We start from the raw sequence: 19,290 nt of genomic DNA on the forward strand, positions 1-19,290 counted from the left end.
CCCTGCCGTTCCTCCCGATCAGAACGCAAAGTCCTCGTGCACATCGTCGCCATTGGTCAGCGCCGCCTGCTTGGGCGCTGACGGCGGCACGCTGATTTTCGGCGCGGCGGCAAAGGGCTTCACGCCCACTTCGCTCCAGATCTCCGACGGGAAATAGACCGTCCCGCCCTTCACCACCATGGCCATGCGGTGCAGCGCCGACATGTCCTCCAGCGGGTTGCCGTCCAGCAGCACGAAGTCGGCATACTTGCCCTTCTCGACCGAGCCGTAGGATTGATCGCGGTGCATATAGCGCTCGGGGCCGAGCGTACCGATGCGCAGCACATCGGCAGTCGGGATGCCCGCCTCGGCATAGATCTGCAACTCACGGTGGAGCGAGAGCCCGGTCTGGTCGTCGGTCCCGGGCAAGAGCGTGATCCCCCGGCCATACATGTCGCGCAGCAACGCCTTGATGGTCACGAACGACCCATCATAGGCAGCGGCATCGGCGGGGGAGGCAATCGGCGCAATCCCCTGTCGGCGGTTGCGCTGAACGCCCACGGGCAAGTGATCGAAATAGCCCGCCACCGCCGGGCTGATCGTACCATTGCGGCTCAACATCAGCAGTTCGAGCGTGACCGCCGTGGGATCGAGCGCGATGTGCTTTGCCTGCATGGTATCGAGCGTCGCAGTGACGCGCGGCGAGTTCAGATCCAGCCCCGCGGTGCGGCGCATGGCGGTGAGGCGCAGCGGCGTGCGCGTGTCCTCCTTGGGATCGAGGACCCATCCCAGCATCAGCTGGTTGATATGGGTAACTTCGTCGTAGCCCGCCGCGATCATCGCGTCGGCATTGGTGAAAGCCGGGATATGCCCGGTGACGCCCATGCCCAGCCGCTTCGCCTCGGCGGCGACGGCGGGCACCCATTCGGGATGGAAGCTGTTGTAGATCTTCACCTGCCAGTAGCCGCGCGCGCCGTACCAGCGCACCGCGTCCAGCGCTTCCGCCTCGCTATCGACGATGAACCCATTGCGTGAGGAATAGGGGCTGCGCCCTTCGAGGAACCCGTTGCGCACGATGCGCGGACCGGCAACCTCACCGTCCTCGATGCGGCGCGTGAGGTCGATCAGGAACGCGTTGTCGTTGCCCATGTCGCGCACGCTGGTCACGCCGGAGGCGATGTAGAGCAGCGCGGATTGCAGCGAAACGTGCGCGTGCATGTCGTGGAGGCCGGGGATCACCACCCGGCCGGCGCCCTCCACAGTCACTTCGCCGGGCGAGGCCGGGCTGCCAAGCGGTTCAATCGCAGCGATCCGATCGCCGAAGACCACCACGGAAACCGGATCGCCAAGCTTGCCGCTTGCGGGATCGAATACGCGGACATCGCGGATGCGGATCGGCGCGTCGTAGCTGTGCGCGACGTTCTTCTGGATCGCCGCGAAGCGCTCGGCCGAACGGGTTGCGGCGATGCGGCCCAGTTCGCCCGCATACGTCGCCAGATCCTCGCGCAGCGTGGCGTTCGTCGGCGAATAGGCGGCGACGAGGCGGCCCGCATCGTCGAGCAGGATCGCGCTTGGCGTCAGCCCGATGCCCTTGACGAGATAGGCCTTGTAGGCGGTGCCGCCCAGCGTGACCGGCGCTTCTTCCTCCAGCGAGAGCGCGCCGCCGGGCGCGGCGGGCAGCGCATGGTGGGCATCGGCCAGCAGTGCGCGCGCATAGATGCCGAGCGAGAACGGGCTGCCTTCCTGCGCAACATAGAGCGTGGATGTCTTCGCTTTCAGAGCCCCCTTGCCCGTCGTGTCGGCCCAGGACAGTGCCCCGCCCTTGGCCGTGAAACGCTCGTCGACGGCATTGCCAAAGGTCGACGTGCCGGTCAGCGTCCAGCTAATGGGCACGCCTCCGACCCCCAGCACGATGTCCTCGTGCATGGTCGGTCCGCGACCGTTGCTCTTGACGTCGTGATCGATCGTGACGTGGTTGCCGTCGATCTCGGCATAGACGTGGCCGACGTTCTCGCCATTGTCGATCACGGCGAAGCGCTCGCTCTCGGCATGGAGCGCGGCGGCGGAAAGGGCGAGCGTGGAGCAGGCGAGCCAGCGCAGCGCAGCGGCATTCTTCGAAGGCATCAGGCGTTCCCGGATTGGTGCTTGGCGTAGATGTGGGCGGCGGCGGCAAGGTCCTGCACCGCATGACCGAGCGACTTGTAGAGCGTGATTTGTTCGCCGTTCTCGCGGCCGGCGATACGGCCCAGCAGCACTTCGCCGATCTCGGCGACGATGTGCGCGTCGGTGACCAGTCCCGCCGATCTGGCGCTGAGAAACTCGGCCGCCGCATCGAGCGCGGAAGCCCGGCTGTCGGCAATATAGCGGCTGGCGGCGACGAGTTCGCCATCGATCTCGACCGGCCCCGGGCCGCTCGATCCCACGATATTGATGTGGGTGCCGGGCTTGATCCACTTGCCGAACAGGATCGGCTCGCGCGCGCCGGTCAGCGTGCAGATCACGTCCGCCGCGCCCGCCGCCGCTTCAAGGTCGGCGCCCACTTCGACCGGCAGCCGGCCGCTCCAGCGGTCGACCACGGCTTGCGCCCGCGAGAGGTCGCGCCCCCAGATCAGGATGCGGTCGAAGTCCCGCACCAGCGGCAAGGCTTCCAGGTGCGAATGAACCTGCGCGCCGGTGCCCACCAGCAGAAGGATCCGGGAATCCGCGCGCGCTAGCGCGTCGGTGGCGACGGCTGTGGCGGCAGCCGTGCGGATATGCGTGATCTCCTCGGCATCGGCGACGCAGACCGGCCGCCCTTCCGAGGGTTCGAACATCGTCACGAGCCCGCGATGGCGGCGCACGCCGGGATTGCCCGCTTCGGCGAAGACGCTGATCATCTTGGCGCCGAACATGCCGCTGTCCGATAGCGCGCCGGGCATCTGCGCGAACGTCCGCCCTTCACCCATGTGGATCATCGTGCGCAGCAGCTGCCGCGTCTCTCCGCGCGAGAGCGCCTTCATGGCCTCGCGCACGACCGCGATGCAGGACGGATAGTCCAGCAAGGCCCGCACGTCTTCGGCATCGAAGACTGCCAGTTCGCTCCGTTTCATCTTATCGCCCCGCCCTCGATACCTCATGCGTTCAGCATCAACCTTAGCGCGGCGTTTGGAAATTTCTCACGCTTTGTTGCGTCAGGATGACAGATCATGGCATGATCAAACCAACAGAACACGTCAGGGAGCATAAATTTGCCTGCCGAACTCGACCGGCTCGATCTCAAGATCCTCGATCGCCTGCAGATAGACGCCACTGAATCCTCGAACGAGATTGCCGAACGCGTCGGCCTTTCCCAGTCGCCTTGCTGGCGGCGGATCCAGAGGCTCAAGGAAGATGGCTATGTGCGGGAGACTGTGGCCATCCTCGATCGCGAAAAGTTCGGGGAGAGCATGTTCATTTTCGCGCAGCTCAAGATGTCGCGCCTGTCCGACACCGAACGCGAACGCTTCATCAGCGCGGTCAACGCCACGCCGGAAATCCTGGAAGCCTATACGCTGTTCGGAGAGATGGACGTGATGCTCAAGGTCCTGGCTCCGAACATTGCCTGGTACCAGAACTTTACGTTCCGGACTCTGCTGCGCCTTCCCGGCGTTGAGGATGTGCGCTCCACGGCAACGCTTTCCGAACTCAAGTGGACGCACCGGCTGCCGCTGCCCTCGGCCGCCACCTGATCGTAGAACTCCCCCAGGTGAGGCCCGGCAAAAGTGTTTCGGGTGCATAATTCATGCACGCGGACGCGCACGGCCTGCGACCTTTGCACAAATCCCACCGGCGCAGACTGTTAGCCTTGAACCATGACACGCCCTCGTTCGTTTCGCATCGCCCTTGGCGCCGCCCTGCTGGCTTCCACACCGCTGGCCGCCGCATCCACGCCTGAAACGCCCGATCTGACCGTTACGCTGGCCCCGCTCGCCGATCCGAGCGGCGCGCTGACGCGGATGAACGTCGTCATCCGCTTCGAGGATCCCCTGCACGACGGCGCGCTGGCCGCCATCGCCTTGACGGCCAATACGGTCGAAACCTCGGCCGCAACCATGGAAGGGCTTGTCTTCACCGACGCAAAAGGCGTGATCCCGGTTGCGATGCATGACGCGCAGCAGGACGGTGACAACGTCGAACGCAAGTGGACGCCGCAGCGTCCCGTCGAAGGCCCCGTGACCCTCGCCTATCGCGTCGCCATCGACCCGCATCAGCCCGAACTCGCCAAGCCGCAGTACGAGCTGCGCGCGGCGGACGGCGGAATCTCGGGATCGGGCAAGGCCTTCCTCGTGCTTCCCGCCGACGACAGGCTCCGCAATGTCTCGGTGCATTGGGACCTTTCGCACGCCGGCGCCGCTGCGCGCGGAATCTCCAGTCTGGGCACCGGCGATGCCGTGAGCAGCCATCCCTTGGGATCCGCCGAGCTGGCCGACACCTATTACATGGCCGGGCAGATCGGCTCTTATTCCAAGGGTACTTTCTTTGGCGCCTGGCAAGGCCGCTTCGGCTTCGAGGCACCCGAGTTGATGAGCTGGGCTGCGCGGCTTCAGGGCTTCTACGGCGCCTTCTTCGACCAGCGCCCTGCCAGCTTCGGCGTCTTTGCCCGGACCAACAGGCTCAATCCCGGCAGCGGCATCGGGCTGACCGACAGTTTCGCCTTCACGTTCAGCGATACGACCCCGATCACCGATCTCCAGAGCCTGCTCGCGCACGAGATGGTCCATGCCTGGATCAATTCGCTGAGCGGTTCGATGGATGCTCCGGGCGGGCTCAACCTCTCGTGGTTCGGCGAAGGGCTTGCCGTTCACTACCAGCGCTTGCTGCCCTGGCGCGCCGGGCTGATCTCGCAGCAGGCTTTCCTGGACGACCTCAATTCGACCGCTGCGCGCTATTACACGAATGCGCTTATCGCCATGCCCAATGACCGGATCGCGGACGGGTTCTGGAAGGATACGCGTATCCGCGTGCTGCCCTATGACCGGGGCTCGCTCTATTTCGCGAAGGTCGACGCGGATATTCGCCATGCCTCGCAGGGGAAGCGCTCGCTCGACGATGTCGTGCGCAAGATGCTCGCCGAGCGGCGCGCCGGAAAGCCGATGGACCTTGCGCTCTGGAAGCGGCTTCTGGGCGAGGAACTGGGCGCGCAAGGACTGGCCGATTTCGACCGAATGCTCGCAGGTGAAACCGTGCTTCCCCCGTCCGATGCCTTCGGGCCGGGCTTCGAGCGAGTGGTCAAGCCGCTGCAGCGGTTCGACCTTGGCTTCGATCCACTCGTGCTGGTGTCACCCGACCGCGTGGTCAAAGGCCTTGAACCCGGCTCCGCCGCCGCACAGGCGGGCCTGCAAAACGGCGACCGGATCCTCAACCGCTTTCCGCAGGACGCCCTTCAGGGGAAACAGGATGCCACCCTTACCCTTCAGGTCGAACGCGAAGGCCGTCGTTTCAGCCTGACATACCGTCCGCGCGGCGAAACGGTCCCGGCTTATCAATGGCAAGCGCGGACGCAGCCAGCCGGGCCGGCCGAGTGATAGACGGCCGCCGGATACCTCAGGCCACTTGTCCCCGTGCCAGCGCAGCAAGGACCTGCGCCGGCACGGTATAGACGGCGTGGCGCTGGGCGCCGCGATTGTGATGGTCGACGCGGAAGCCCTGATAGTGGCGGGTCACGAGACCGGCCTTCACAAGTTCGGAAACCGCGCGGCTGACGGCGGTCATGCCCGAGACGCGCACGCGGTCGGCAACTTCCATGTCGACGAGTTGCTGAGCCTGCGCCGCATCCGGGGGCAGCAGGCCGCGCTCGGCCATGTCGCGCCGCACGGCCTCGACAGTTGCCTTGCGGTAATGGTGGCGCGCGGCACTCGGCGCGATGGCGGCCGACAACCATTCGCGGATCGGCACCAGCTGTTCGCCGTCGCGCACGAGCGGCCCGGCCGCTCCGCCCCGGCCAGCGACGCGGGCGATGAGGTCCAGCACCATGAAGGTATAGCGCGGCCGCGCCGAGTGAACGGCGATCGTGCGCATGATCCCCGGCATGTCGAGCCCGCGTTCAGGGGCGGGCGGGCGGCTGAGCGGGAGTTCCAACATGGAACGAATCAAGCACAAGTGCGAATCCGTGGGAATCCACAATCTGCATGAGAGCGCGAATTTCCGTCACTTTTTCCATCTGTGTCACTTTACCCAAAGCCTCTGGTAAAGTGACATGGGTGGCAATCACCACTTCTGGAACTTCGGATCCGGATGAAATTCAGGCTGCGAGACCGCCTGCATCCTCGCTGTCGAGATCAGCGCCATGTGCGCGCAGGACTTCGACGACGCGCGCCATCGCCATGGCCAGCGGCTCCGTCTCGCCCATCAGCGCGAAGCTCCCGCCAAGCGCGAAACTGCAATGACCGTGGACCGTCGCCACCAGCGAGCGCGAAAGGCGGGCCGCCTCTCCGTGCTGCACTTCCGGCAGGACAATGGCGACTTCGCGCTCGACGATAGCCATCAGCCCACTGCGCCGCCGCGCCAGATCCTCGGGCATGACCATCGTCTCGGGCAGGCGGTGCTCGTAGATCGCCGACCAGAGATTACGGCGCTGCGAGGCGAAATCGAAATAGCCTTCGACCAGCGCGCGAATGCGCTCGCTCCCCTGCGCGGCCGCGAGCCGCTCCTCCAGCCACTGCGCCCAGAGGATGAACGTGCGCGTATTGATCTCCAGCACCAGCGCATCGACGCTGCCGAAGACGTGCATCACCGTGCCCACCGAATAACCGATGCGCTTGGCCACCTCGCGCGCGGAGAAGCGGGCAAAGCCGACTTCCTCCATCAACTGCTGCGCCGCATCGAGGATCAGCGCTTCCAGTTCGTCGCGGGTGTGGTCCGATCGTCTGCCCATGGCGGCGATATACCGCGCCAATTTAACAGCGTCTAATTGTTAAATCACGTCAGGTGTTCGCGGCCCCGTTCGCCATGATATGCGCCCCCGAAACCCAGCTTGCCTGAGGGCTGGCAAGGAACGCCACCACGTCTGCGATCTCGCCCGCCGTACCGATCCGGCCGAAGGGAGAGGCCTTCTCGAAGAAGGCGCGCGTGGCCTCGGGCGCCTTGTCCATCATGCCCGGCGCGGTGGCGCCGGGGATCACAGTGTTCACCGTCACGCCCTTGCGGCCGAGTTCCTTTGCCCAGCTTTCGGTCAGACTCTTGATCGCGACCTTGGTGGCCGAATAGACGCCTGATCCCGCCATGGGAAACTCACCGAGACTGGAGGAGAGATTGACGATACGGCCGCCCTCGCCCAGCCGCCGCGCCGCTTCCGAGGCGACGTAGAGCGGCCCGCGCAGATTGACGCCCAGCATCCATTCAAGCTGTTCGTCATCGAGATCCGCCAGCGAACCGCCGCCGCTCACGCCCGCGCTGTTGACCACCACGTCGAGCCGTCCGAACCCCTCATCGATCGCCGCGAACAGCGCCCGCACCTCATCGCGCCGCGCAATGTCGGCGCGGACAGTCATGGCCTCGCTGCCGGCATCGCGGATCATCTTTGCAGTCTCCAGTGCGCCCTGCTCGCTGCCGCTATAATGGACGACCAGCCGGGCGCCGTCCTGTGCCAGCCGCAGCGCGATGGCGCGGCCGATGCCGCGTCCCGCTCCCGTGACCAGCGCAACTTTGCCGGCCAGAACGCCCTCACCCATCATTCACTCCCTATCATTCACCGTTCACATCGGTTCGCCAAAGCCCCGCCGCCGCGCAATCGGCCATCACGCGGCACAACAAGCCCTCGACCATGATCGAGGCATGGGTGAGCACATGCGAGGGGTTGCGGGCGAGCGTCAGCGTCCGGCGCAAGGGCGGATCGCCGATGGACGCGGTGCTGATCCGGCCCTTCTCTCTCGCGCCCGCCGCAGCACAAAGCGGCAGGACGGTCAGCGCCGCCGCGTGCTCCACCAGCGAGATCGTCGTATCAAGAGAGTCGATCTCATGCGCGATCTGCAATGTCAGACCCAGCCGCGCCGCGTCGCGATCGAGCAATTGCCGCAAGCCATGCTGCGGCCCGGGCAGTACCAGTGGCTCGGCGGCCAGTGCAGCAATTTCGACTTTCGCATCGGCCGCAAAACGGCCGGATGGCCCCGCCAGAACCAGTTCCTCGCTCGCCAAAGTGCGGGTGGCGAGGTGGCGCAGCGGATGGACCTCGTAGAGAACGCCCAGGTCGACCTTCTCCGTTTCCAGCCAGCCGCGCGCCGCGCCGGAATAGGCCTCCACCAGCCGCAGCCGAACCGAGGGCGCCTGTCGCGCCAGTTCCTCAACGAGGCGCGCACCCACCACGCGCATCAGCGAGGGCGGCATCGCCAGAACCACCTGGCCGCGCGCATCGGCGCGCAAATGGCGGGCATCGGCAACAGCCTGCTCGGTCGCATGGAGGATCTGTCGCGCGCGTTCGCGAAAGACATGACCCGCCTCGGTCAGCGTCACTCCGCGCGCGGTGCGCTCGAACAGGGAAAAGCCGATCTCATCCTCCAGCCGCAGAAGCTGCTGGCTGAGCGAGGGCTGCGCAATGCCCAGCGATTCCGCGGCGCGGCTGATCGATGCGCTTTCCGCGATCTTGAGGAAGGCCTTGAGGTGTGCGGTGTCCATGAACGCGGATGCTATTCCGCCGCGAGGCCGAGCGCTACACCGTCCGGAGCAGGTCGCATGTCCACCACCCAGCGCACCGATCGGCGCATCGGCTCGATCCCGTCGTGCGGCGAGCCGGGCGGCATGTGGTGCGAATTGGCATAGACCGTCATCGGATCGCCGCCCGACAGCGAAACCAGCCGCTGCACGCCCGCCAAGGCGAACAGATCCAGCAGGCGCGAACGGATGGTCTCGGGGTAAATGCCGACGGTCTGGGTAGTATCGTCGCACCACTTGAGCACGTCCGTAAGGTCGTCGACCGGCACGAAGTTGACCACGCGATTGGAGAGCTTGTCGTAGAATTCGACGCGGTCGTTGAACTTCGAAACGACGAAGCCGCCTTTCAGCGTGTCGCCCTCCACGTGGTAGAAATCGTCCTCCAGCGCGGCGGCCGCCAATTCGGCTTCCAGTTCGCGGTTCGGCACCGTGAACGGCACCGAAAGCAGCGGCGGCAGCCGGTCATAGGCCGCGACCATGCGGCGGCCGAGATCGATCACCCTCTCCAGCGACGCCTCATCGCAATCGCTTTCGACATAGACGATGCGCGTATTGGCGCATGCGGTTTGGTTGTAGAACCCCGCCAAAGTCGCCAGCCCCACCGCCGCCTCGTCCATCGCGGCATCGCTCTGGAACGTCTCGCGGCCCACCATCGACATCGAATATTTCGGATTGAGCGCGGTCAGGTCGATGCCGGGCTGGAGAAACTTCTGGATGTGGCGCACCGAACTCATCCCGCCCCAGGCGGTGATCTTGTCGATACGGCTGGTGCGCACGATCTGCGAGTCCATGAATTCGTCTCCGCCCTTCCAGTAGGCGACGGCGATATGCTTCGTCACCGGATGATCGGGCGCCAGACCGATCAGCGTGCGGGCGATGGCATTGGCCGTGAGCGGATCGTTGGACGGCGACTTGATGAGAATGTCGGACTTGGTGAGCCCCGCGCGCGCCACCGTCATCGCTGCCACCACCGGCACGTTTCCCGCCGTGATGTGCAATTGCCGCGTGCCCACCGCGCGGATGCTGACATTGGCATAGTCGCCCTGCCCCGGCACCCAGCCGTCGAGATGATCGAGCCCGATGGTCTTGTCCGCGAGCCCCGTCATCATCGCCGCATCGAACATCGCAGGCAGCGCATCATAAACGCCGCGCAGGATCGGTTCGGCCAGCCCGCCTGCTTTCAGGGCGAGGGCAAAACTCTGCTGGAGCAGTTCGTTGTCCTCCAGCCGCAGGCGCTTGCCCAGTTCTGCCAAGAGGTCGATGATCTCACGGATCGGCGTATCGTGCAGGTCGCGCAGCCGCGCCGTATCGCCAAGCACAAGGTCGTGGATGTGCCTATGCGGATCGGCCTGCCGGAAATCCGCGCCTCCCCGCCCTTTGAACAGCACCGCGTCCTCGCCCGGCATGATGACCCGGCCCCGCGCGATGATCGGGATGTCGAGAGCGTCAGCCATGAACGGTTCCATCACGCCTCTCCCGCCACGAATTCCATGAACTCGTTGTAGGCCGCCTGCGATCCGGCGCAGGTGATCTTGTCATCCCCGCCCTCGTTCTCGGCAAAGCGGCGGATCGTCTTGGCGGCGCGCGGACCGCCCCAACCGCAGGGGCAGTCCTCCTCCCAATGGATCGTCACTTCATCGCCCGACGTGAAGCCGCCCCAATAGGACGTGGGGATCGGGTCGACGAGCGCGAGCCGGCCCTTCTGGACACCTTCGCGTGGCAGCGCGCGCCCTTCGCCGTCCATCAGCAAGGGCACGGTGTATGGCAGGAAGTGGAAGTATCCGTGCGAACACATCGGCGCATTGCCGATGCATTCGGAAAAGCCGTACTGGTTGCCCAGCCGCGCGACCCCGAAGAAGGCCTTCACCTGTTCTTCCCAGTCAGCGGGGGCATCCTTGTACCCCTTCATGCCGCCGCCGCCCTCGACGATGGAGCCCGCTGCGAACTGACAGGTCATCCCCTTGTCGAGGCCGGCGCGGGCCACGCGGTAGAGGTCCGCGAAGGTGCCGCCGATCTTCACGCGCTGGCCCCGGAAGTCGTGGATCAGCTTGCCGAACCACGACTCCATGTCCGCCTCGCGCGTGCGGCCCTGCCGCATCATCGCCTCGCGCTGATCGAGCAATGCCGGATCGAGGCCGAGGCTCATCACCTCGCCCCGGTCTTCGGCGGCCTGCAGGCGTCCGGAAAGCGCCATCAGGTCGGCCGGGATGTGGGTGTCGTAAAGCGTGTGGTAGTTGGCCTCGCCGCCCGCCATCTCGACATTGAACAGGCTCATCATCTTGAGCATCGTCTGATAGCCGCCGCGATAGCCGGGAAAGAAGGTCGGCAGCTTGGTGGTCCAGGGATCGACGCCGCTCGACGCACGGTTGACGTTGAAGAAGTGGAATTTCCACGGGCCAAGCTCGTCATAGGAACGCGGCACGAAAGAGAGCTTGCCGGTCGTCCCGCTCGAATAGGTCACCAGCATGCCATAGGCTTCGAGGCGGGCGAGCCACTGCTCGATGGTGGTCACGCCCGTAAGATCGACGCGGGTGAGGTCATGCGCGGTCAGCTTGTCCAGCCAGCCGGTGAGTTTTGCAAAATCGCGGTTCTCGATGATCTGGATCGGATAGTTCTTGAGCACGCGGTGATCGAAGCAGACCGGCAGGATATCCTCGATCCGATCGATCGCCTCCACGCCCTGCCGGTCCGCGAGCTTCTTCAGGGCCGGGATCCGATTGCGCAATTTTGCAAAATTGATCCGCACGGCTTCCAGTTGCAGCTTCTCGCGCTCCTCGCGCGGGATCGCATAGAGGTCCTCGAAACGGCGATAGGTCCAGGAGGCCGGATTGTCCGGCAGCAGGCTGATCGACATTGGCAAATCCTCTTCCGGTTTTTCTTTGCCCGCAGCTTATGCAAGCCTCTTGCGCGCCGGAACCTGCCGAACCTTTCTGGCAGCCAGAGGATTTTCGAATGGCTGGGCGACATTATCCCACAAATTGACGAAATGTAGAAATTGTGGGATAAACGGGGATGGCCCGCGTCCGCCCCTTCTCCGATGAGCAGTCCCGCCTGCTGGTCAACTTGCGCCAGCGCTACGAGACTTGGATCGAGGCGGAGCGCGACCTTGCCGCCCTGCCCTACGACCTGCGGCGCAAGACGGTGAACGGCCACGAATACCTTTACCGCATCTTCGACCGAGGCGGCAACGGCAAGAGCCTCGGGCCGATGACGCCGGAACGGGAAGCGCAGTTTACAGACTATCACGAAGCAAAAGCGGCGCTGAAAGAGCGTGTGCGCGCGCTGCGCCCGGGCCTTGCCGAAGCGGCGGCGCTCTACCGCGCGCTGCGGCTGCCGCTGCTGTCCTCCGACGCCGGGCCGATCCTGCGCGAATGTGACCGGCGCGACCTGCTGGGTTCGCACCTGCTGGTCGTCGGCACCAATGCGATTGCCGCCTACATGATCGAGGCCAATGGCCGTATCGATCTGCCCGACGAGACCGAGGACTTCGACCTCGCATGGATCGCGCTGGAAGCCGAGGAGCACGAGCGGCGCGTGTGGGACATGCTGAAAGCGGTCGATTCCACGTTCACCGTTAATGCCGAGCGCGATTTTCAGGCGCGCAATGCCAAGGCCTACGAAGTGGAACTGCTGGTGGCCCCGTCGCGCGCGGCGACATTGGGCGGGCGCGATCAGCCGCGCCCGGTGCCGCTGCCCGAGCAAGAATGGCTGCTGCTGGGGCGCCCGGTGGATCAGGTGATCGGTTGCCGCGACGGCTCGCCGGCACGTATCGTTGCGCCCGATCCGCGCTGGTTTGCGCTCCACAAGCTCTGGATGGCGGCGCAGGCCAAGCGCAATCCGCTCAAGCGGCCGAAGGACCGCGTGCAGGGCCTTGCCCTGCTCGACGCGGTGGCGGAAGCGATGCCGCACTATCCGCTGGACGAGGCCTTCGTTGCCGCGCTTCCGGGCGAACTGGCGCCGTTCTTCGAAGAATGGCGGGGCCTCTCGCAAGCTGCCCCGCCGGACTGGTAAGGTCTCAGATGCTGGCCGAATAGATCGGCCGGCCGGGAACCGGCATCTCGGTGCGATAGACCGTCCCGGTGCTCGATTCGGTGAAATAGAGCCAGCGGTTGTCCGGGCCGCCATAGGCCGCGTTGGTGGTGTGGCGGCCTTCGGGCACGTCGATCCGCAGCATCGGCTCGCCCCGGTTGCTGAACAGCCAGACCGCGCCGAAGCCGACGTGGCACACGACCAGATTGTCATCCTCGTCGATGGTCAGGCCGTCCGGACCCGAGCCGCCGGACATCTGGATATAGGTCCCCACCTTGCTCACGACCTCGCCGTCTTCGACAAGCGGGCAGCGCCAGACCGCATTGGCGCGGGTGACGGCCAGGAACAGCGCGGTCTCCGCCTTGTTAAGCACGAGGCCGTTGGGACTGGGGATGCCGCTCAGCAGCAGTTCGAGCCGGTCCGTTCCGGCGCGCACGCGAAACAGGCGGCCATTGGGATTCTGCCAGCCCGACTGGCCCTGATCGGTGAAGTAGATATCGCCGTTGCTGGCGATCGTGAGATCGTTGCAGCCGAGGAACGGCTCCAGCAGATAGCGGTCGAACCACGTCTCCACTTTGCCGGTGGCAGGATCGCAGATCACCATGCCCTTGTGGTGGTCCGCCACCAGCAGGCGCCCGTCCGCCAGGAACTTCATGCCGTTGGGCTGGCCGTCGTACTCGAAGCCCAGTTCGCAAGTGCCGTCGGGCGAGATGCGGAACAGGCGGCCCCAGGGGATGTCCGTCACCCACAGGTTGCCCTCGGCGTCGAACACCGGACCTTCGAGGAATACCGGGGCCGGCGCGCCGTGCAGCTGCACCCGCGCCCATTCGGTGCTTTCGCCGAAACGGCGGAACTTGTCGGGAATGCGGCAGAACAATTCCGCCATGACGGCGGGCGGTGCAGCGAACATCTCTCTCTCCTGTTTCGGGGCATCGCTCCCACGGCATTGCGCCGATGGGCACGCCTCCTGCTTGGCGAAAGACCTATTGCCCATTGACCGTTCTGAAAAGAGGCTTCACCAAGCCATCAGACAAAAAAGTATACATAACTGGCTTGGAGAGGCGAAAACCCCATGAGTTCCCGTGAACTCGTATGCATTATCGATCCGATTCATCCGCTCGGCGTCGAACGGATGGAGCAGGCGCACGATATCATCGCTCCGGCGAACTGGCGGGAGGACCCGCGCCTTGCCGAAACCAGTGTGATCGTCATCCGCACCAGCCCGCTGGGGCCCGAGGTTTTCGGCGCGATGCCGCGCCTGAAAGCCATCGTGAAACACGGGGCCGGGGTGGACAATATCGACATTGCCGCTGCCACCGCGCGCGGGGTCATGGTGGCCAATACGCCGGGCGGCAACAATTCCACCGCCGTGGCCGAAGGAGCCGTCTCGATGATGCTGGCGCTGCTGCGCCGGACTCGCGAGATGGATACACTTGTGCGCGATGGCCGCTGGGACGAACGCTGGGCCGTCCGCCTTGGCGACCTGACCGGCGCGCGCGTCGGCCTGATCGGCTTCGGCCGCATCGCCCGCTGCGTGGCGCAGATCTGCGGTGCCGGTTTCGGCGCGGAAGTGGCCGCTTTCGATCCCGTGGTTCCCGATGAGGACATCCGCGCTGCCGGGGTGGAACCGCTACCGCTGGCGGAAATCCTGCGGCGCGACGTGATCTCGATCCACACTCCGCTGACCGAAGGCACGCGCAACCTGATCGATACGGTGGAACTGGGCCTGATGTCCCCCCACGCGATCCTAGTGAACTGTTCGCGCGGCGGCATCGTCAATGAGGCCGCGCTCGCCGACGCGCTGAGAGCGGGCCAGATCGCCGGCGCCGGAATTGACGTGTTCGAGGCCGAGCCCCCCGCCCCCGACAATCCGCTGTTCGCCCTGCCCAATTGCCTGCTCTCACCCCATGTCGCCGGCGTTACCGAGGCCGGAATGCGCGACATGGCGCTCAATGTTGCCCGCGTGGTGGCGCTCGTGAGCCGTGGTGAGCGGCCGGAAACCCTGCTCAATCCGGAGATTTTCGCATGACTGCCCCACTCAAGTCCGTGATCTATCGCAGCATTCCCAGGCCCGATCCCGCGCTGGTCGCCCGCGCCGCGAAGTTCGGTGTGGCCGACCTGCACGAAGGCCTTGGCGAGATCGCCGGGCGCATGGGCCTGATGAGCCCCGCCATGGTCCCCATCGCCCCCGGCCAGAAGCTCTGCGGCCCGGCCGTCACCGCGTGGAACTTCCCCGGCGACAACCTTGCCATCCATGCCGCGCTCTGGGTTGCCGAGGCCGGAGACGTGCTGGTCCTGACCAATGGCGGCGGGCACCAAGGTGCACTTTGGGGTGACGTTGCCTGCACCTACGCGAAACAGAAGGGCCTTGCCGGCACCGTCGTCCACGGCGCCATGCGCGATGTCGATGCGATCCGCGAGCTTGGCTACCCGGTCTGGTCCACCGCCGTCTCCGTCGAGCATCCCAAGAAACGCGGACCGGCCGCCGTCAACGTGCCGATCGTCGCCGACGGCGTTCAGGTCGAGCCCGGCGATCTCATCGTCGGCGATTCCGACGGCGTGCTGGTGATCCCGCGCGCACTCATCGAACAGACCGTCACCAAGGCCGAGACCCGCGCCGCCGCCGAAGTCGAATTCCGCCGCCGCATCGGCGAAGGCGAAGTGCTGTTCGAGATCCTCGGCATGGACAAGATCATTGCCGACCTCGGCATCGAAATCCACGACGGCGCCTTCAACGACGCCGCGTCTTAAGAACGTAAAAGCTGCACCTGGGGAGGGGACCGCAAGGCGGTCCAGCAGGGGCGACCGGGCCGACAGTTCCGCCCATTGGCCCGGTCGCATCCTGAAAACAGGCCGGAAACAAAAAGACTGCATGCGCCGGGCTGAAATCCGCGCATCGCGAAGGAAGCAGGAGAGAGACAATGGCAGGCAAGCAGATGCATCTGGTCAGCTTCCAGATCCATTCACCGATCAATCACACCGTGCTCAGCTGGGCCGCGCCCGGCGACAACCGGCTGGACGCGATGGCCGATCTCAAGGCGTGGCAGGACCTCGTCCGCACGCTGGAGCGCGGCAAGTTCGACGGCCTGTTCTTCGCCGATACGCCCGGCGTGTTCGACCGCTATCGCGACAGCCATGAAGACGCGGTGAAGTACGGCATCTGCTGGCCCAACCACGATCCGGTCGTGCTGCTTTCCGCGCTTGCTGCCGTGACCGAGAACCTGGGCCTTGCCACCACGATGTCGACCAGTTCCTACCGCCCGTGGTCGATCGTGCGCCAGCTTTCCACGCTGGACTACCTGTCCGGCGGCCGCATCGGCTGGAACATCGTCACCGGCCACTTGCGCGGCGAGCACCGCGCGCTCGGCCACCAGCAGCTCGATCACGACCGCCGCTACGACGCCGCCGACGAATACATGGAGATCTGCTACCGCCTGTGGGATTCGATCGGGGAAGGCGCCGTCCTCGCCGACCGGGAAGCCGGGATCTACGCCGACCCTTCCAAGGTGAAGTTCGTCGATTTCGACGGCGAGTTCCACAAGTGCCAGACGGTCGGCCCGGTGCTGCCTTCGCCGCAGAAGCGCCCGGTGCTGTTCCAGGCGGGCACGTCGGGGCGCGGCCTGCGCTTCGGCCTTGAGCATGGCGACGTGGTCTTCGCAATCCAGCCCAACCTGCCCGGCATGCAGCGCTACATGAACCAGTTGCAGGAAGCCGCGACCGGCCTCGGCCGCAAGGCGCCCGGTGTGCTGTTCGGCGTGCAGCCGATCCTTGGCGGGACCGAGGAGGAAGCGCAGCGCCACCTTGACGATCTGGTCGAGCGCCTGCCGCTCGACGGCTGCCTTGCCCGGCTTTCGGGCACGATGGGCGTCGATTTCTCCGGCATCGAACTCGATCAGCCGATGCAGGAACAGGCGACGCAGGCCTCGCAGGGGCTGATGAAGGCCTTCACCTCGGTACTGGGCGACCGCCCCTTCACCTTGCGCGAAGTGGCGATCAAGTGGGGCCTTTCGGTCGGCATGCCGCAGATCGTCGGCACGCCCGAGCAAGTGGCCGACAAGCTGGAGCAGATCTGGCGCGAAACCGGCTGCCATGGCTACAACCTGACGCCCACGGTCATGGCGTCTTCCGTCACCAACTTCGTCGATGAAGTCGTGCCGATCCTGCAAAAGCGCGGCGTCTTCCGCACCGAATACGAAGGCACGACGTTCGCCGCCAACCTCGGCCTGACCTGATGGCCATAGCGAAGAAGGCCCACAACATCGCTCAGCTGCGCGCCCTTGCCCGGCGCCGGCTGCCGCGCGCGATCTGGGAGTTCATGGAGCGCGGAACCGAGGACGACCTGCTGATCGGCCGCAATGTCTCGGCCCTGCAATCGCTGCACCTCACGCCGCGCACTTTGCGCGATGTGTCCGCGCGCTCGGCCGAAACTGTGCTGTTCGGGCGCCGCCAGCCCCTGCCGCTGGTGATTGCGCCGACCGGCATTGCCGACCTCATGTGGCACCGGGGCGAGCGCGCCATCGCCAGCGCCGCTGCCGCGGCGGGCATTCCCTTCACCCAGACCACCAGTTCGACCACCAGCTTTGCGGATATCGCCAAGGTCGCCGGTGCCGGCCACTGGATGCAGATGTACTTGTGGGAACGGCGCGAGCTTTCGTGGCAAGTGGTGGAAGCTGCCGGGAAGCACGGCGCCGACGTGCTGGTGCTGACCGTGGATACCCCGGTCTGGCCGCTGCGCGAATTCAACCGCCGCGCCGGAATGTCCAACCCCGTCCGGCCCAACGCCCGCCTCGTCAGCGATTTCCTGCGCCGCCCAGGCTGGCTCGCCTCGGTCATGGGGCGTTATATGCTGGAAGGCGGACTGCCGCAGTTCGCCAACTATCCCGCCGAAGTCGGCGGCCGCATCACCGGCAAAGTCGCGCGCGTCACCAATTCGGCCTCAGTGGACTGGAAGGACGTGGATGAACTGCGCCGCCGCTGGCCGGGCAAGCTGGTGGTCAAGGGCCTGCTCCATCCGGACGACGCGCGCCGCGCGGTCGAGCACGGGGTGGACGGCATTGCCGTATCCAATCACGGGGGGCGCAACTTCGATTCCTCGCCGCCCGCCATCGATGCCCTGCCAGCTATCGTCGACGCCGTGGGCGGCCGCGCCACCGTGCTATTCGACAGCGGCGTGCGGCGCGGGGCCGATGTCATCAAGGCCATCACGCTTGGCGCTGACGCGGTGATGATCGGCCGCGCCACGCTCTACGGCTGCGCCGCCGCAGGACAGGCCGGGGCGGCCCATGCGCTGGCCTTGCTCGCGAACGAGATCGACGTGGCGATGGCCATGTTGGGGATCACCCGGCTCGATGAACTGGACAGAAGCTTCCTTGGTTCGGGCAGGAGCGCTATGCAGCCGTCAGCGGCCTTCGAAGGAACCTGATGACGTTACCTGCTTCCAGTTCAAATTTGGCCAGCTCGGGAGCGGCCAGCCAGCGCATCGCCGACATCCTTGCCGAGCGTATTCTCGCGGGCGAGATCGCCCCCGGCGCGCGCATCAAGCAGGACGAACTGGCCGCCGAACTGGAAACGAGCCGCATCCCGGTGCGCGATGCTCTGCGCATGCTGGAAGCGCGCGGCCTTGTCGTCATGCGCCCGAATACCGGCGCGCGCGTCGCCAGCCTGTCCTTGCGCGACCTTGAGGTATCCTACGAGATCCGCGAGCGGATCGAGCCGCTGCTGCTCGCCGAAAGCATGCCGCACCTCACCGAAGGTGATTTCGCCGATCTCAAGCGGGTGATGGAGCGCAACGAACAAGTCACCGACATCGACGAGGCCATTGCGCTGGGCCGCGAGTTTCACTGGATCACCTATCGGCGGCACGAGACCCCCCTTCTCGCGCAGATCGTCGAGCGCGTCTGGGACACCACGCAGAGCTATCGCCGCGCTTACCTGAAGCTTGCCTTCGCCAGCGGCAGCCGCACGCATGACGTGGAGCACCAGTTGCTTTACGATGCCGTGATCCGGGGCGAGGTTGAAACCGCACAGGCTGCGCTCGTCCTCCATATCCGCCGCACCCGCATCGGCCTGCAACGCCACGCCCACCGCTTCCAGTCGGTGCAGACGGCGGCGGACGAAAGCTGACAACCGGCGCCTGAACGATTGGAGTCTGATCGGGCGGCAGCGTCCGGTCGTCCAGCATCCGCACCAGTTCGCCCGCCTCGATGTGCGGCCGCGCGCTTTCTTCCTCAACAATTGCCCGCCGGCACCGTGCGCCGCTTCAACGAAGCCGATGCTGACGACGCCGTCGCGGATCACCAACGACGCAGATATGGCCTGCGAAACGACTTGCTGGGGCGGGATCGCAAACGCCAGCCGGACGCCGCCGCACGGTGCGAACCCCTCACTCCCTTCGTGGGCCTCAAGCAGTCGGCCATCGGGCGTAAGTTGGGGGCTTTCGGCCTTGAGGCGGTTCGGTATCCACGCACAACGCCGGCTCGAATCGCCGCCCTGAATCGCCTCCGATGATTCGCCGGCAAACAAATGAACGGCAGCCAAACAAGCTTGCTGCCCGTTTGGAAAAAAGGGCTCCAGACAGGCCCGCCCCCAAGATATTGCGTCTCAAAGGGGGTGGGTGGC

At 65.6% G+C, this 19,290-nt stretch carries 17 protein-coding genes; 8 read left to right on the plus strand and 9 right to left on the minus strand.

Translation table 11 applies throughout. The features are described from left to right. Positions 1 to 18: 18 nt before the first annotated feature. Positions 19 to 2,103 carry an amidohydrolase family protein gene (locus tag AC1VVM_RS24000; RefSeq protein WP_482956747.1) on the minus strand — a complete coding sequence of 695 codons (2,085 nt, stop codon included), beginning with the start codon at positions 2,101 to 2,103 and terminating at the stop codon, positions 19 to 21. After that, positions 2,103 to 3,068, minus strand: a complete 966-nt coding sequence (locus AC1VVM_RS24005) for an ornithine cyclodeaminase family protein (protein ID WP_482956748.1) — start codon at positions 3,066 to 3,068, stop codon at positions 2,103 to 2,105. Before AC1VVM_RS24005 ends, AC1VVM_RS24000 begins: the two co-directional genes overlap by 1 nt. A gap of 138 nt (positions 3,069 to 3,206) precedes the next feature. On the opposite strand from AC1VVM_RS24005, the gene AC1VVM_RS24010 reads away from it, so the two are divergent. Both AC1VVM_RS24010 and AC1VVM_RS24015 read left to right on the plus strand, forming a co-directional pair. Then, positions 3,207 to 3,686 (plus strand): Lrp/AsnC family transcriptional regulator, encoded by a 480-nt coding sequence (locus AC1VVM_RS24010; RefSeq protein ID WP_482956749.1) that lies wholly within the window; start codon positions 3,207 to 3,209, stop codon positions 3,684 to 3,686. A gap of 123 nt (positions 3,687 to 3,809) precedes the next feature. Beyond that, complete coding sequence (locus tag AC1VVM_RS24015) at positions 3,810 to 5,522, plus strand: M61 family metallopeptidase (protein WP_482956750.1); 1,713 nt, start codon at positions 3,810 to 3,812, stop codon at positions 5,520 to 5,522. 19 nt (positions 5,523 to 5,541) lie between these two features. Here the strand turns inward: AC1VVM_RS24015 and AC1VVM_RS24020 are convergent, their stop codons facing one another. The 6 genes from AC1VVM_RS24020 to AC1VVM_RS24045 all read right to left on the minus strand — a co-directional run bounded on the left by AC1VVM_RS24020 (position 5,542) and on the right by AC1VVM_RS24045 (position 11,497). Further along, the gene (locus AC1VVM_RS24020; protein ID WP_482956751.1) at positions 5,542 to 6,078 is read right to left on the minus strand and encodes a hypothetical protein; all 537 of its coding nucleotides are present in this window, start codon (positions 6,076 to 6,078) and stop codon (positions 5,542 to 5,544) included. 160 nt (positions 6,079 to 6,238) lie between these two features. Beyond that, positions 6,239 to 6,871: a TetR/AcrR family transcriptional regulator gene (locus AC1VVM_RS24025; protein WP_482906196.1), complete on the minus strand. Its 633-nt coding sequence runs from the start codon at positions 6,869 to 6,871 to the stop codon at positions 6,239 to 6,241. A 49-nt stretch (positions 6,872 to 6,920) separates the two neighbouring features. Further along, on the minus strand, positions 6,921 to 7,667 hold the full coding sequence (locus AC1VVM_RS24030) for an SDR family NAD(P)-dependent oxidoreductase (protein WP_482956752.1): 747 nt from the start codon (positions 7,665 to 7,667) through the stop codon (positions 6,921 to 6,923). 13 nt (positions 7,668 to 7,680) lie between these two features. Continuing rightward, entirely contained in the window at positions 7,681 to 8,607 is a 927-nt protein-coding gene (locus tag AC1VVM_RS24035) for a LysR family transcriptional regulator (protein ID WP_482906198.1), read from the minus strand. A gap of 11 nt (positions 8,608 to 8,618) precedes the next feature. Further along, the gene (locus AC1VVM_RS24040) at positions 8,619 to 10,097 is read right to left on the minus strand and encodes an acyl-CoA reductase (protein WP_482956753.1); all 1,479 of its coding nucleotides are present in this window, start codon (positions 10,095 to 10,097) and stop codon (positions 8,619 to 8,621) included. Positions 10,098 to 10,108: 11 nt separating this feature from the next. After that, a complete protein-coding gene (locus AC1VVM_RS24045; protein ID WP_482906200.1) occupies positions 10,109 to 11,497 on the minus strand; it encodes a hypothetical protein in 1,389 nt (462 codons plus the stop codon). 158 nt (positions 11,498 to 11,655) lie between these two features. Between AC1VVM_RS24045 and AC1VVM_RS24050 the strand changes: the two genes are divergently transcribed. Continuing rightward, entirely contained in the window at positions 11,656 to 12,654 is a 999-nt protein-coding gene (locus tag AC1VVM_RS24050) for a GSU2403 family nucleotidyltransferase fold protein (protein WP_482956754.1), read from the plus strand. Positions 12,655 to 12,658: 4 nt separating this feature from the next. Here the strand turns inward: AC1VVM_RS24050 and AC1VVM_RS24055 are convergent, their stop codons facing one another. Beyond that, on the minus strand, positions 12,659 to 13,582 hold the full coding sequence (locus AC1VVM_RS24055) for an SMP-30/gluconolactonase/LRE family protein (RefSeq protein ID WP_482906202.1): 924 nt from the start codon (positions 13,580 to 13,582) through the stop codon (positions 12,659 to 12,661). 162 nt (positions 13,583 to 13,744) lie between these two features. Here AC1VVM_RS24055 and AC1VVM_RS24060 point away from each other — a divergent pair, with 162 nt between their 5' ends. The 5 genes from AC1VVM_RS24060 to AC1VVM_RS24080 all read left to right on the plus strand — a co-directional run bounded on the left by AC1VVM_RS24060 (position 13,745) and on the right by AC1VVM_RS24080 (position 18,795). Then, complete coding sequence (locus AC1VVM_RS24060) at positions 13,745 to 14,701, plus strand: hydroxyacid dehydrogenase (RefSeq protein WP_482956755.1); 957 nt, start codon at positions 13,745 to 13,747, stop codon at positions 14,699 to 14,701. Beyond that, the gene (locus AC1VVM_RS24065; RefSeq protein ID WP_482906204.1) at positions 14,698 to 15,423 is read left to right on the plus strand and encodes a 4-carboxy-4-hydroxy-2-oxoadipate aldolase/oxaloacetate decarboxylase; all 726 of its coding nucleotides are present in this window, start codon (positions 14,698 to 14,700) and stop codon (positions 15,421 to 15,423) included. Before AC1VVM_RS24060 ends, AC1VVM_RS24065 begins: the two co-directional genes overlap by 4 nt. 170 nt (positions 15,424 to 15,593) lie before the next feature. Further along, positions 15,594 to 16,904 carry an NtaA/DmoA family FMN-dependent monooxygenase gene (locus AC1VVM_RS24070; RefSeq protein ID WP_243652777.1) on the plus strand — a complete coding sequence of 437 codons (1,311 nt, stop codon included), beginning with the start codon at positions 15,594 to 15,596 and terminating at the stop codon, positions 16,902 to 16,904. Beyond that, a complete protein-coding gene (locus tag AC1VVM_RS24075) occupies positions 16,904 to 18,094 on the plus strand; it encodes an alpha-hydroxy acid oxidase (RefSeq protein WP_482956756.1) in 1,191 nt (396 codons plus the stop codon). The genes AC1VVM_RS24070 and AC1VVM_RS24075 overlap by 1 nt, the downstream gene beginning before the upstream one ends. After that, entirely contained in the window at positions 18,094 to 18,795 is a 702-nt protein-coding gene (locus tag AC1VVM_RS24080; RefSeq protein ID WP_482956757.1) for a GntR family transcriptional regulator, read from the plus strand. The genes AC1VVM_RS24075 and AC1VVM_RS24080 overlap by 1 nt, the downstream gene beginning before the upstream one ends. Positions 18,796 to 19,290 lie beyond the last annotated feature (495 nt).

The organism is Novosphingobium sp. BL-S-33, assembly GCF_056857025.1.